Source organism: Ferrimonas marina, from assembly GCF_900129905.1.
Lineage (GTDB): Bacteria > Pseudomonadota > Gammaproteobacteria > Enterobacterales > Shewanellaceae > Ferrimonas > Ferrimonas marina.
On record NZ_FQXG01000003.1, the window covers coordinates 112,505 to 126,524 of the forward strand.

At 52.8% G+C, this 14,020-nt stretch carries 13 protein-coding genes; 7 read left to right on the forward strand and 6 right to left on the reverse strand.

Going from position 1 to position 14,020, the window contains the following annotated elements; genetic code table 11:
• Position 1: 1 nt before the first annotated feature.
• The 5 genes from BUC04_RS07520 to flgB form a co-directional block, all read right to left on the reverse strand.
• Positions 2-736 carry a flagellar hook-basal body complex protein gene (locus BUC04_RS07520; protein WP_067663271.1) on the reverse strand — a complete coding sequence of 245 codons (735 nt, stop codon included), beginning with the start codon at positions 734-736 and terminating at the stop codon, positions 2-4.
• Positions 737-769: 33 nt separating this feature from the next.
• A complete protein-coding gene (locus tag BUC04_RS07525) occupies positions 770-1,975 on the reverse strand; it encodes a flagellar hook protein FlgE (RefSeq protein WP_067663268.1) in 1,206 nt (401 codons plus the stop codon).
• A 74-nt stretch (positions 1,976-2,049) separates the two neighbouring features.
• A complete protein-coding gene (locus BUC04_RS07530) occupies positions 2,050-2,721 on the reverse strand; it encodes a flagellar hook assembly protein FlgD (protein ID WP_067663265.1) in 672 nt (223 codons plus the stop codon).
• Entirely contained in the window at positions 2,721-3,134 is a 414-nt protein-coding gene (flgC, locus tag BUC04_RS07535) for a flagellar basal body rod protein FlgC (protein WP_067663262.1), read from the reverse strand. Before flgC ends, BUC04_RS07530 begins: the two co-directional genes overlap by 1 nt.
• Positions 3,134-3,517: a flagellar basal body rod protein FlgB gene (gene flgB / locus BUC04_RS07540; RefSeq protein ID WP_067663259.1), complete on the reverse strand. Its 384-nt coding sequence runs from the start codon at positions 3,515-3,517 to the stop codon at positions 3,134-3,136. Before flgB ends, flgC begins: the two co-directional genes overlap by 1 nt.
• 115 nt (positions 3,518-3,632) lie before the next feature.
• Between flgB and BUC04_RS07545 the strand changes: the two genes are divergently transcribed.
• The 6 genes from BUC04_RS07545 (at position 3,633) to BUC04_RS07570 (ending at position 11,121) form a co-directional block, all read left to right on the forward strand.
• Positions 3,633-4,292: a FliH/SctL family protein gene (locus BUC04_RS07545; RefSeq protein WP_067663256.1), complete on the forward strand. Its 660-nt coding sequence runs from the start codon at positions 3,633-3,635 to the stop codon at positions 4,290-4,292.
• Positions 4,293-4,306: 14 nt separating this feature from the next.
• Entirely contained in the window at positions 4,307-5,032 is a 726-nt protein-coding gene (locus BUC04_RS07550; protein WP_067663251.1) for a flagellar type III secretion system pore protein FliP, read from the forward strand.
• Positions 5,033-5,043: 11 nt separating this feature from the next.
• A complete protein-coding gene (locus tag BUC04_RS07555) occupies positions 5,044-5,316 on the forward strand; it encodes a flagellar biosynthetic protein FliQ (RefSeq protein WP_067663248.1) in 273 nt (90 codons plus the stop codon).
• On the forward strand, positions 5,316-6,107 hold the full coding sequence (locus tag BUC04_RS07560) for a flagellar biosynthetic protein FliR (protein WP_067663245.1): 792 nt from the start codon (positions 5,316-5,318) through the stop codon (positions 6,105-6,107). The genes BUC04_RS07555 and BUC04_RS07560 overlap by 1 nt, the downstream gene beginning before the upstream one ends.
• Positions 6,107-7,237 carry an EscU/YscU/HrcU family type III secretion system export apparatus switch protein gene (locus BUC04_RS07565; RefSeq protein ID WP_067663242.1) on the forward strand — a complete coding sequence of 377 codons (1,131 nt, stop codon included), beginning with the start codon at positions 6,107-6,109 and terminating at the stop codon, positions 7,235-7,237. The genes BUC04_RS07560 and BUC04_RS07565 overlap by 1 nt, the downstream gene beginning before the upstream one ends.
• A gap of 1,805 nt (positions 7,238-9,042) precedes the next feature.
• Positions 9,043-11,121: a replication initiator protein RctB domain-containing protein gene (locus tag BUC04_RS07570; RefSeq protein ID WP_159437667.1), complete on the forward strand. Its 2,079-nt coding sequence runs from the start codon at positions 9,043-9,045 to the stop codon at positions 11,119-11,121.
• Here the strand turns inward: BUC04_RS07570 and BUC04_RS07575 are convergent.
• Complete coding sequence (locus tag BUC04_RS07575) at positions 11,113-12,288, reverse strand: hypothetical protein (RefSeq protein WP_067663236.1); 1,176 nt, start codon at positions 12,286-12,288, stop codon at positions 11,113-11,115. The two genes, BUC04_RS07570 and BUC04_RS07575, sit on opposite strands and share 9 nt — an antisense overlap.
• Before the next feature lie 27 nt (positions 12,289-12,315).
• Between BUC04_RS07575 and BUC04_RS23575 the strand changes: the two genes are divergently transcribed.
• Entirely contained in the window at positions 12,316-12,978 is a 663-nt protein-coding gene (locus BUC04_RS23575; protein WP_143165584.1) for a hypothetical protein, read from the forward strand.
• Positions 12,979-14,020 lie beyond the last annotated feature (1,042 nt).

The window sequence follows — 14,020 nt, forward strand, 5'->3', positions numbered from 1 at the left end:
GCTATTGCCCCCTTAAGATACCGATTGATTGCCTGTGCATACTGTCAGAGGCCTTCATGAGTTTGATGCTTTGCTCGTAGCTACGCTGGATGTGGACCAGCTCAGCAAGGCTGAGCATGCTGTCGACGTTACTGGACTCCAGCACGCCGGTACGGATCCCGTCCCCCTGGTAAATCCGAGGTGACTGGGTGTCATCAATGCTGATCAGCAGTCCCTCAGGGGACTTACCTAGCTTGAGGTGGTCAAGTTCCACCAGTTGCAGGTAGCCTTCCCGGAAGACTGCGCCGCTGGGTGATCGAGCAATAATCTGCCCCTCAGGGCTGATCGTGACCTTACTACCGGTCGGCACCGAGGCGGGGCCGCGTTCATCAAGCAGGAAATGGCCCTCAGAGGTCCGCAACATCCCCTGGTTGTCGAGCTGGATGCTCGCCGTGGTTACATAGCCGCGACTGCCGGACGGTGTTTGCACCTCCATGTAGGCGCCGTTTGCCGTGGTCACGTCAAGTTCGCGGTTTGTGGTGCGCAGCGTCCCCCTGCTCTTGTCCACACTTAGCGACTCGAGTTGAGTGAAGGCGGTATCGTTCAGCCCTGGGCCGTTGAGGTACAGGGCGTGGAAGTCAGCTTGGTCAGCCTTGAAGCCAGGCGTATTGGCGTTGGCCACGTTGTGCGAAAGCACCGCTTCCTGCTGGAAGTGCTGTTTCGCTGCTGACATGCCGACGTATAACGAGTTATCCATTCAGTAAAACCGGCGGGCAGGGCCCGCCCTCAGTTACAGATTGTTGAGCGTCTGTGAAACCTGCTTGCCCACGGACAGTACTTGGGCAGCAGATTGGTAGTTACGCTGATCGGTGATCAGGCCAACCATTTGCTCGGCGACGTCGACGTTCGACATCTCCAGGGTTTCAGACAGGATCATTGAGGATCCGCCGCTGACTTTGAAGATGGCTTCACCGGAATCGTTGGTTTGGCTGAAGTTTCCACGGTTAGTGGTAGACAGCTCATGCTGTGCAGCGAAGGTCGCCAGTGCTACTTGGCCAACTACACGCTTTTCACCATTGTCGAAGAATGCGGTCATCAGGCCATCGTTCTCGATCGTGAAGGTGGTGAATTCACCTGCCGCGTTACCATCGGAAGCTACATCGCGAACGGAGATGTCGTTAGCGTAAGCGGTACTGGCAGACATATCGAGGTCTACCGTGGTCACGCCGTATGCGCCCAGTGCAGTGCTCAGATCCAGCGGAAGGTGGCCGGCAGGGACTGTGGCTGCACCATTCACCAAGATGTCAGCCAGGGTGCCATCTGGATTAAACACCGCTTCATAGGTGTCGGCCGGGTTCACTGCGGTGCCTGCCAGGTCGAAGTTCATGGTCCAGGTTGTCTGGCCAACAACCGGAGTGTCAGGCTGCTCGTTACTGAACAGAGCTCCGAGTACGTGAGACTCACCACGGGAATCGTAGACGGTCAAAGAAGTGGTCAGAGTCGGCTGGCTAGGTACAGAGCCAAGGTTCACGGAAATGGTGCCATTGGCGGTTACCTGGGGCGCCATTGGGCTTTTATCCAGCTGCAGGGGTACGGTGTTGCCCGAGGTTTCTGGGTAGGGGTAGCCCTGTACCTGGTAGCCATTCTTGTCTACGAGGTAGCCTGCGAGATCCACATCGAACTGGCCATTGGGGGTGAATTCCACGGCGCCGGTCAGGGGGTTGGCAACTGCAAAGAAGCCTTGACCCACGATGGCCAAGTGAGTGGATTTGCCGGTGGTCTCATAGGCGCCATTGCCAAAGTCACGCTCAATGCTGGACAGCCGCGACCCCATACCTGGGGATGATTTACTTTCACCTGCGTAGACCGCTTCAAAGCTTGCGCGTTCACTCTTGAACCCGATGCTACCGGCGTTGGCAATATTGTTGGACCGGGTTGCCAGAGAAGCGCTGGCCGAGTTGATACCGGTTTTAGCAGCGTTCATGAAGTCAGACATGGAAACTCCATCTTTCAATAAATATAGGGGTTATCCCTCTCATTCAGACCATTCTACAACGAGAGGGTGGAAAACTATCGAATCTGGTAAACATCACCCATAAGGATTTGCGCACCGCCGGTGATCACCCCGCGGTTCTCTGGGTAGAAGGTCACGGACTCAATTTTGCCGACAGCAAACACTGGGACGATTTTTTGGTCTTCGCCGGCCAGGGCGGTGATCCTGTATTCACCGGGTAGAGCATTAATGCCAGTGCTGGTGATCCCATTCCAACTCCACGCATAGCTGCCATCGGTTTCCTCTGTAGCGGCAAAGGTGGCGACCAGCGTGTCGCTCATGTCCTTCACTTCGATGCTGACCGCTGCACCAAGCAGTTCGGAGCCTGGCTCAACAATGCCAGCGATCGACGCTGACTTCTCGTTCCAGTACACGTTGTTAACGTAGAAGTCGGCCTCGTGGCCAACGAAGGCAGAGGTATTCATGCTGGCCTGGTACATGGAGGTGACGTTGGCCATCTCAAGGTTCTGGTTCACCTTCTCCAGCTGTTCCACCTGGGACAGCGTCGCCAGCTGTTGGATCATCTGGGAGTTGTCCATTGGCTCTGTCGGATCCTGGTTCTGGATTTGAGCGAGAAACAGCGTCATGAACTGGTCATTGAGCTCAACGCTGTTGGCCAGCGCCGGGCCCGACATGGCAATAAAGCCGGCGGATAGTGCAGCCCCCAGGTAGTGTTTCGGGTTGATCATTATTTTGCCCCCATGGCTCTGATGGTCGCCTCGGCCAGGGACTTGCTGGCTTTGAGGACCTCTACGTTGGCTTCGAACGAACGCTGGGCGCTCATCATGTCTGCCATCTGCTCTACGGTGTTCACATTGCTTTTGTATACGTAGCCATTCGGATCGGCAAGGGGGTGATTGGGGGAATACACCGCGGTGGGCGGCGCCTTGGACTCAACTATCTCGGTTACGCGCACGCCTAACCCTGGGTCACTGGGGTTGACGCGGTGTGATTCAAACAGGGGCAGCTTGGCCCTGAAGGCCTCAGCTTCACTGCTCGAGACAGACTCAGCATTAGCCAGATTGCTGGCAATGGTGTTCAGTCGAGTCGACTGAGCACTCATGCCGGAAGCAGAGACGTCGATTGCATTAATAATGGACATTACTGGCCCTTGATCGCTTTTCGGAGGCCCTGAGAGCTGCCTTGAAGAAGTTCTAAGGCTAAATTGTAACCGGTAACGGCCTTAGCGTGCTCGGTTGTTTCGCGGTGTATGTCCACGGTATTGCCATCAGCGGATCCAGTGCTTGGCCGCTGGTATTCCACATTGAAACGACCGTGTGCTGTTGGATCCAGGTGCCCAGAATGCGTTGTTGTCATCCGCAGAGGGGCGCTCGCGTCGGCACGGCTCATTGCTGCCTCGAAGTCGATGGACTGGGCTTGATAGTGCGGTGTGTCCGCATTTGCGATGTTACCCGCGATGACGGACAGTTGCGCTTCCCTGGCTTCAAGGGCCACAGAATACGGCCCGAGAACGGTCTCGAACATTGATTACACCTCATTGATTTTTCAAACTATCCCATTGTACAATCCGTGCCCAGTAAGGGCGAGGATTTGCCTGATCTGCGTTGAATTGCAGTAGTACCGGAGGCGCCGGCTAGTTATGGAAGACAGCAATAAATTTAACACCTTTGGGCCTGGAGATTTCCAGGATGAAGAGCGGCCCGGTGTTTCTCGTGAAACATCTGCCATTACGGTGTCAGTTGATGAGCACCCCCTCGGCGGCGCTGAGACGCTCGCCGAGGAGCAAGATGTACCTGAAGTCGCTGTTGTGCCTTCTGAGGAGCAGTTACAGGCTAGCTACGAGGCTGGCTTGGCAGAAGGGTACGAGAGGGGGCGTCAGGAGGCTGAAGAATCCGCTGAGCGTCGGGCATCCCAGGTGCGAGAAGAGGCGGCCAACCTTGTAAAATCGCTGGAGCTAAGTCGCATAATTATCCCCCCTCAAACGGATCATGTGTTGATCGACTTTGTTCAGGACCTTTGCCGTCACTTTTATCGCGACCAGGTGCTGGTTAAGCCTGAAGTTCTGGCTGGCCTCGTGGAGCAAGGGATGCAAACTGTTCGATCTTCTCATCCCGTATCCATACGGGTTTCGGCGAACGAAACAGAGCAATCTGTCAGTTTGCTGCGTGATGCCATAGGCGACCGTGGAGAAGTGGTGAGCGACGCGGGGTTAGATGTCGGTGATTTTGTTCTCTTTACCGATGAGGGATCCGTGCACGCGAAACTCAGCGAGCGCCTGGCATCACTATTTCAGGACTGAGGCCCTATCCTACTATGCGTAATTATCTGCTGATGATTCTGTTGCTGCTGCCGGCAGCAAGTTTTGGTGCTGAAATACCCTTGCTGACCTCGGTGAACACAGAGACGGGTACGGAGTTGACAACCAACTACCGCGTACTACTTCTGATGACCGTTTTGGGCTTCCTGCCAGCGTTGGTAGTTGCCTTGTCGCCGTTCACCAGGATCTATATCGTGCTCAGTCTGCTTAGGTTGGCTTTGGGTACCCAACAAACACCAGGCAACCGGGTGTTGGTAGGCGTGGCCTTGTTAATGTCAGGCTTTATTATGCAACCAGTGCTCAAGGACATGAATGAGAATGCACTGCAGCCCTACATCCAGGGGCAGATTACCGATCAGGAGGCCCTGGATGGTATTCAGGCTCCATTGCGGAAGTTCCTGATGGACCAGACTCGCAAGCAGGACGTAGACGACTTCTTGGCCATTACAGGGACCGTGGTGAGTGACCAGGATGAAATACCCTTCCTGCACCTGGCCGCGGCTTTCATCGTCTCTGAGCTTCAGAGTGCCTTCCAGATCGGCCTGGTTCTCTTCGTGCCGTTTTTGATCATTGACCTTGTGGTGGCTTCGACCTTGATGTCGATGGGGATGATGATGGTTTCGCCAATGATCTTCTCGATACCGTTCAAGATTGCCCTTTTCACCCTGGTCAGTGGTTGGTCATTGCTGGTTCAGGGACTCTCCCAGAGCTACTACTTCTAGCGAGGTCGGCCGTGGATAAACAGTTTGTCCTCCAGATCATGCAAGATTCGATACTGCTGGCAGCTAAGATCGGTGGTCCCCTGATTGGCACCAGTCTATTACTGGGCGTGGTTGTGGCCCTGTTCATGGCGGCCACCAAGGTCAACGAAGCCAGCCTAAGCTTCGTTCCGAAGCTGGTCGGTATCGCTGTGGTGGCGCTGCTGATGGGGTCGTGGATGCTGGACGCAATGATGGCTTTCACCATACAGTTGTTTGCCAGCATTCCTAAGTTTGTCGGTGTGTAATGGAACCGCTCCTTGGTCTGCTCCTTGCCCTTGTAACTGATGAGCAGTTAGCGGCATTCAGCTTTGCGGTGATCCGTATCGGTTCGTTTCTGCTGACTGCGCCATTGCTGAGCATGTCCGTGGTCTCCCCGCTTACCCGGGGTGTCGCTTCTTTGGCCTTTGCACTGGTGGTGCACCCTACCCTATCTGTTCCAGCTGAACTTGGCATGGTGAACGGGGTAGCCTCTCTGATGGTGGTTGCGGCAGTTCACGAAGTGATCACCGGGCTTCTGATGGGCTTTGTCTTCTACGTAACCATGGAGATCCTAAGGATCGCGGGCTTGATGATGTCTTACGCTACACAGCTGGGCATGTCGCAGATGGTGGATCCCGCGACTCAGAGCCAGTCGGCCGTACTGGATAACTTCCTCTACTATGTTGGCCGGCTTTACTTCCTCGCGGCCTTTGGGGTTAGTTTTATGCTTGGCGCGGTGTTCAAGAGCTTTGAGACCATACCGATTGGCCACGCTATTTTTGCGGATCTATCACCGCTGACCGTCGCTTTGTGGACCAACTCAATGTGGGCTCACGCCATGATGATGGCGATACCGTCCTTTGGTGTGGCTCTGACGTTGCAGGGGGCGATGGCGGTGATCACCCGTTCGGCGCCGACCCTAAACATCTTCAGCATTGGCTTCCCGATAGTTATTGCCGTTGGTATCTACATGTTCGGGCAGTTTGCTCCGGTGATCCTGCGTAACTTTGAGGCGGCCGTTCCCTCAATGCTTGGGATCCTTGCGGGGGTGCTTTGATGGCAGGAGACTCAACCCAAGACAAAACGCATAAGCCAACGCCAAAGAAGCTGGCAGACGCCAAGAAAAACGGCGAGGTGCCGCGAAGCGATGAGTTATCGAAGACTATCTCTTTGCTGGCTGGGTTTACGCTTCTCTGGATTGGCTTTGCGGGGATACTGCGTGGGATCATCTACATGCTTACCGAAGCGTTGTCGTATCACCCAGGCAAGGAGCTTACACCTGAAACCCTTCTCGGCCTGGTAGGCGAATTCCTCTATGCAGCATTTAGCCCCCTGTTCCCTATCGCCATAGCGTTGGCCGTCATCATGTATCTGTCTGAAACCCTGATGGGCGGGCAGATCTTTAGGCTTAAGAATGCTGCCCCGAAACTGTCCAACCTGGATATCGTTAAGGGCTTCGGTGAGATGGTGTCAGCATCAAACGCGATGACCTTGCTTAAGAGTATTCTCAAGCTGTGCCTGGTGCTCTCGGTGCTGTCGGTCGCCTTCGGGGATACGGTAGATCATTTCGTTGGCTTAATGGGCTTGCCCTACCACATCGCTCTGGGGGAGCTGGGACGCACTGTTATCGTCCTGCTACTCGCTTACTCGGCGTCATTGATCGTGATTACAGCAATCGACGTCGGCTTCCAGCAAAAGCAGTTTATGAAGCAGATGATGATGACCACTCAGGACATTCGCGAAGAGTTTAAGCAAATGGAAGGCGACCCCATGATCAAGGGGCGTATCCGGGAAACAGCAAACCGGAACGCACAGTCGAGTTCATTGGAGGCCGTACCTGCAGCTGACGCCGTGCTGGTTAACCCAGAGCACTATGCGGTGGCCATTCGCTATGACAAGAGCAAAGACCCCGTGCCACGAGTACTAAGCATTGGTGGTGATCACCTGGCCTTCAGGATCCGCCAAATTGCGACCGCGCATGAGATCCCCGTGTTGCCGGTACCGCCTCTTGCAAGGGCGATCTACTTCAATTGCCAGCCTGGCGGGTTCATCCCCAAAGACCTTTTTGAGCCTGTTGCAACGGTTCTGAGCTACCTGAACCATCTTGACGACCCACTGAGTTTTAAAATCGATGAGTCGTTCCTGGGGGACCTGAACGTGCCAAGGGAGTTGTCAGATCCTGAGTAGCGCCGAGTAACCGTTTAACACATCATCTTCACAGATCCTCTGGCGAGTTTTCCTACCCTAATCATTCAAAAAGGTGAAGGGGTGAGAAGGGGTTTTCTGGTTCGATCCGCCAAAAATCGTATCAAAACTACAGTTTCATATACTGGCGATTATTCGATCGCTGTAACAATGGCTTGCGTACATCCCGTGAACCCGGTCTGGTGTAAAGTCCGGCCAGCCAGCTCCTCTCAAGCTTTGACACTATCCCTAGGCTTTGACCTTCACACAGGGGCCCCTGAGAGGCTCCCTGCTGCACTTTGTGCACTCAGTGCACTCAGTGTGTCTGGTTACTACTAAACCCGCTCTGTGGGCCCTCTGGTGCAGACATACACGCCGAAAAACACTGGAGTGATGGCAGCACGACACGGCGCGCCCGTTTCTCTGAGGCGGCCATCGTTTGTTGTAGGCGGATCAGGCGAAACCCGTGGGCGAGGTTATCAACCCCCTGTTTGTTGGCCCGTTGGGCCACTGTAGCTTCACCATAGCGGTCAAAAGGTTCTTCTGTTGTAGGCGGATCAGCATCCAGCGAAATACTGGCCGACTGGGCCGACACAACCCCTTGTCACGTGGCTACTGCGTTGGCTGAATCATAGATGACTTGTTGTAGGCGGATCGGTATGCCGCCTCGCACAAGATGGTTCAATGCTCACCGCCCGGTATGGTTACCAATGAGGTGTGCCCTCCCTGTTTGTTGTAGGCGGATCGAAATGCCGGCCGAATGCTACAGCAGCAATTTGATGTAGGCGGATCGCGCAGATGAGTGTATCGGCACGGTGGGTTGTTCCTGGGGCGAAATGGCAGAGTCGTCTCCCGTGGACACAGGGAGGTGTCATTGAGCTTAACCTGATGTAGGCGGATCGATTTGGCAGATCATAGTGAGTTGCCTCACTGCATATACTGCCATGTGTGCTCTGGGCTGTGCTCTGTCGCGATGTGGAGGGCCGTACCGGGTTGCATAGTGTAGCGATCGGTATTTGATCGCCAATGCGATCTTCGATCGAATGGATCGACAGCTTTGTTGTAGGCGGATCGGTTTGGGCCCGGGCGGTACCGCTGTCTAGACCCAGAGTCGGAGTGCACGCTGGATGCTCCAGTATGCAGGTCCTGTAAGGTAACGGTAAGGCGGGGCAAGGTGAAGTTAGAAGACCAGAAGCGCTTACGGATAATGACAATTGGGTTGGATCAGTTGTTGGCGGATCGCTAATCTGATGAACATATCTGGATTTGCGCTTGTATCTGTTGAGGGCTGATTGGTATTATGAAGTTGTCTTATCGCTATTGTGATGAGGCTTGAAAATTATCCACAACCCCCTCCCTGTGAATAAGCACTAGCATAAGCTGTTAATAAGCTGTATACACCCTGTTGGCAACACCAAAATATTTGATGTTGACCGATCGAGTTTTGTTGAAGGCTAATTACCGCCCTGTTGAAGCAATTAAGTTCATTAAGAATGGCTCATCGAAATAACACCTGTATTCCATTGGCCGGCTTTATTAAAATACCCCATTGAGACAGCCATCTAGTTCGATCTGAAATGATCGCTCTGTTCAAAAAATAATCCCACAACACTCGAACAGAAAAACTTCATGTACAAAGAGACCTTATAAGATCTAGCACCGGCACAAGCGCCGTTCGATCAGCCAACAGAAATCCTTCAAAACTCCAAAAAAAACAATTGACAGTTTTTGGGGTCACTCTTACGATGACCAAGTTGATTTTGAAGTGGTGATGTATGGATAGCTTGTGCTTAAGTGGGTCCGAGGGATTGACCCAGGCTGATGGCAACCTGATCTTGGTTGACGACATCGAGTCGATGAGAGCGGTTTTGGAGCAGTGCAGCGCTCCCAAAAATCCAATCTTGTCCCAAAGCCACCAAGACATAATCAAGGTGGTTTGTTGGTCTTTGAGGCCTACGGAAGGTCGGCAGTTCATCACTGTCAAACAGATCCAGCAAGCCATCGGTCTTGAGCGTGATGTTGTCAATCAACGGATCAGCCGGATCCGGAGCAAGGGTGTGTTGAAGAAGGTTGAGTTTACTCTTCCCGAAGGAACACCGGCTCTGCCAAAGACTCAGTGCATGCGCATGGCTACTCTGATCGAGCTTGCCTCCATTGCTCAGGCATCCGAAAAGCGGAACCAGCGAGCGGCTAGTGCTAAGAACCGTTCTGGTACTGGCCGAGCAGCTAAGAAGGCTTTTTTGGCAACCCAGGGGCTTCCAGCAGAGATGGCTGTGGATGTCCCAGAATCCCCCAGGGGCCTGATCCCGAAGAACACCCCTCCCTTCGAGCAGATTGTTCCTCCTAAGGGCTCTGCAAAGAAGAAGCATGTTGCCAATGTATCTAGGGGTCATGACAAGTTCATGGTCTCCTGTGCCACTACTGATGACCACGTGATGGAACTAGAGGACCTGCAGGTGCTCTATTTGCTGATCGCGATGACCATTAATCAGTGGTCCAACTGCATCGAGTTCCTTAAGCAAAAGCAGATTAAGCCTTTTAATCGGGCATATATCGAGGTCAACCAGATGTGCAAGATCCTGAATAAGTCAGGGTCGTTTTGGTACAAGAACCTAGCAAAGAGTGTTCTCAGGATTAAATCAACGGTGTTCGACCTTCACCAATTGGAGGCGATGTACATCGATGATGAGGGGAATGACATCTACAGCAGCAAGGAATTCCGTTTCTTTCAGAACTGCACCTCGTATTCTAAGGATCGGGCCCGGGTTGTCGAAACCGATGAGGGTGAAGAAGTCGAGGTTTTGCCAAAGTCATTCATGATCGAGTGGAACGAAGAGCTCTACAAGAACATGCTGACAGACAAACACTTGTTCGTGCTGCCTATCTCCGTCCTTAGTGCACATCCAGATATTTTCTGGCTGTACGTTCACCTGCGTAACCGCTTCAGTAAGAAGTCAGAACGGGTCGTCATTGACATCCAGGAGCTGCATGACCGAATGAGCCCTGGCCAGACTGCTACCAACTTCAAGCGGACGCTGGCCACCGCACTGGAACAGTGGCGAAAGCGACCTGGTGTCACCACATCAACCAGTGAGGCATGTGAAATGGACATTGCTGGTCAGATGCAGGAGTTGACTGTAACAGCCATCGACTTGGAAGGCTTCCAGGTTGAGTTGTACACCGACGGCAAGCCAGATCGGATTGTCCGTCTGGAGGCTACCTGTAATCACCACAAGATGCTCAAATCACTGCATATAGACAGCGGTACGGATGGCATGGCGCCTGGTAAAGACATCAAGGCAGCACCTCAGGTTCCTAACCCGCTGACTGCACTTGAACCGGTAATGCGCTTTGCTCGCGAGCGTGGTGAGGAGTGGCCTAAAGAATTCCTCATTCGGATTGCTCAGAAGAAACTCCAAGATAGCGTTAGTTTCAGGCAAAGTAAGTACCTGCTCACCTGCACTATCAACGATACTCAGAACCAGTACGTTTTGACTAGGTACAGCAGGTTTGAAGACTTAATGTTGGTTGCCGGCGCACTGGAGTTGGATATCGCTGATGAAGCCTCGCTATTTTCGATGCTGGACAAGAAGCGTGCGCAGCTATCGCTAATTCAGTGCGAGGGGGAGAAAGGTGTAAAGGGTCTCTCGCTGGATTCCTTCTCAGACCTCCAGGAGCGTCTGTACAGGCAGCACGCAACCGTTGTAGAGACCACTGAGCTGGTAGAGTTCCTGATTCAGAGATCGACTCTGAGACGCTCTGTTATCGATGCTTGGTCCAGCCGTTCAGAGGACGCCAGGGTTAAGATGACCATGGCCGTTGTTAAAGCGCTGGGTGGAGCTTCATTCGTACAGGAGCGGAGTGCAGAACAGCAAGCGTTATTCTGACTCCGAATCGCTGCCAAACTCCTTGTCGTACAAGTCTAGCAGCCGCCTGATCTCAGCTGCGCTTAGGCCTTCTGAGATCAGGAACTCCATGAACTCATCCCTGCTAAATTCAGCTCCACCAGGGGTGACCCCGCGGTATAGATCGCCAGAAGTAAGTCCTGTGGCTGAGCGTTCATCTTGCAGAGTAAAGCTAACTGCTCCCTCGTCCACAAGAGCACGCAGGCCATCTGAAGTGCCCTCTCCGTACTGATTGCCAGCGCGATTAATGCCCTGGTCGATGGAAGATTGCGATAGGGTAACCTTCTCATACACCCGCTCACCCGGAGGCACTGAGTCACTCAGTAAGCCTTCATTAACGACCCACATCCTCCACTCATCCGGATTACGTTGTTTAAAGCTAGTCTCAAAGTCAGAACACTTGGCAGTGATGGACTGCCCTACCCTACTCCAGAGCTTTAATGCCTTCTCAACATGGATGTTTCTGCCACCGGTTTTGGAATAGACAACTGAATTGGAGATAACCTCCCAGGCTTCACTGTCTAGGGACTTTAAATGAGTGTTGATGTCATCAATATTCTGCTGCGATTTAACAATAGAAAGGTCTGAAGCATCACTCGAAACCTCACGGGTTTCAATGTCACTGAGCGTCTTAGAAATTTCAATCTTTGCTTGCTCGAGTTCATCAATTTGATCGGCCATCCGCCATATTTTTTCTGTCACATCGCTTTGATTAGAAGACAGCTGGCTTTTGATGGCGTTGAGCAACCCATTGTCGATCCCACTGTATTCGCCATTGAGGCGACTGTGCTCTGCACTGATTTCTTCTATGGCAGTTGAGTAATCAACATAGGTCTGTGCCGCCTTTCTGTAATTAAGCCCAGACGTACCCGGCCCCTTGTACCTGCCCGCGTAATAGGAGTAAGAGCCCAGCCCGCCAGAGTCAGAGGTTAAATATGGCCCACAGAAATTTCTCATGGCTTGCTCAAATAATTCCATTGAGCAGAAGCCATTGTAATTATTGTTGAAACAGCTCGGATCATTTGCCTTCATTGAGATCGGGTATTCTAAACCAAAGAGTTCATACCGATAGGTCCGTTCGGTATGAGATTCCAGGGCATTTGCCGAGGCAATAAAAGGCATGATCAAAAAGAGAATTTTCAGTTTCATCTGCACTCTGGCTATCGTAAGCAGTATATGAACAGTTTACTCCAGGCGGCCCTGGTGGTTCTGATCTTGGGTATTGGGGCGTCCGCCTACGCGCTTCATCAGCCATTGCAGGCATCCAGGACGGTGCTGAGTAATGGAGAGCGAACTATTGTCGTTCAGGGCATGTATCACTATGGCCGGTCGTCCTTCTACCGTGCAGTAGAGAAAGACCTGGTGGCATTAAAGGACGCGGGGTTAATTTGGGTCTTTGAGGGTGTGATTGTTGGAAGCACATCTGAGCGCCCTACCCTGCCCCAGGCAACTGCAGTTTCATTTGGCCCACACCACGCTCATCAGCCAGACTGGCACAATCTCATAAACCCGAGTGAAGACATAAATCTCGACATGTTGATCAGTTCGGCTGGAGGCTCATCCGGGCGTGATGAGCGACCTGCTTGTGCAAATTACATATCCAACCTGCCAATTTTTAGAGCTTGCTATCGCTTCTCAAATAACTTTTTCTTAGTGGTAGCACCAAACAAGAAAAAAACCGAAGCCTCCAGAAGTACACGCATATCATCAAAAATCTCAGACCTACAGCAAAGTGCAGTGGTTCACGTCGGAGAATCGCACGTCGGTCAAATTATCAGTGATCTGAGTTCTGAAAATGGGTTTGGCGTGGTTGAGGTGTCTCGGCGCTCGGTAATCTGAAGTCGGACAAATATAACCAAGTATTTGCGCCTTATTTTAACTGTCGCCATCTGACGCTGCTCTGTGGCCTTGGGTATCCGCTCTTGTGCATCCATAGGGCGCCGCCGTGAAATCGGGCTATGGATAGGCGCCTTCCTTCATCATCCCTGGCCGTTGCCCGCCTCGGCTCAACATCCTGACATTTCATCCTCCCCTCCCCTACTCTATCTTCAACTCAGTAAGACTCCTATTTAGAAGCAGAGAAAGTTGTTCCAGGTGAATGGTATCGGTAGGCCAACGCTACCGGCCTGGTATTCCCAGCTACTGTATCGATTCGATACAGCCAGCTGGCGTGTGACCGGGTACCAGATTGTATAGCGGTGTGTTGGAGCCTGGGGGCTGGATCTACTCATCATTTGTTGTTCGGAAGTGTATCGACTCGATACAGCCCTGAGTATCAAGCCGAGTCGCCGGTCGAATAAGACAGGAGCCTAGCGGTCCGTGTAATGGTTCGATACATCTTTACTGTATGAGTCGGCTATCTGGTCGTAATGGCCAGCCAATTATCTACATGCTGGTGTTGGTGAAGCCGACACATGCGGGACGCTGTATCGACTCGATACAACAGGCTGGCAACGGCATTGGTTTGACTCAACGACGCTTGGTCGGAGTGTCCATTGTATCTACTCGATACGGCCAGGTTGTAATGGAGCCAGTGTATCGGATCGATACGCTAGGCAATTACATATCGGTGCAATTGAACGTCATGGCCTAGCGGGGTACCGGCACGACACAGTAAGTGTGGCGGTGATGGCATGGTCTCATGTAGGTATCGTGTTGGCCGTGCTGTCTAGTTCGGAGCGGCTTGGGGGAGGGCGGTAGTTTCGGCTTAAGCCGGCCCGGTGTGTCGGGTCGATACAGCCAGTAGATAGGGGGCGGCGCATCGGTACGATGCATCCGAGAGTGGGCATGTGTAGCGAACAGATAGAGCTAAGGGCGCTAGGCCGATGTATCGGTTTGATACAGCAAGGGGGGATGGATGTCGGGCTCGACTCGCTCGCCT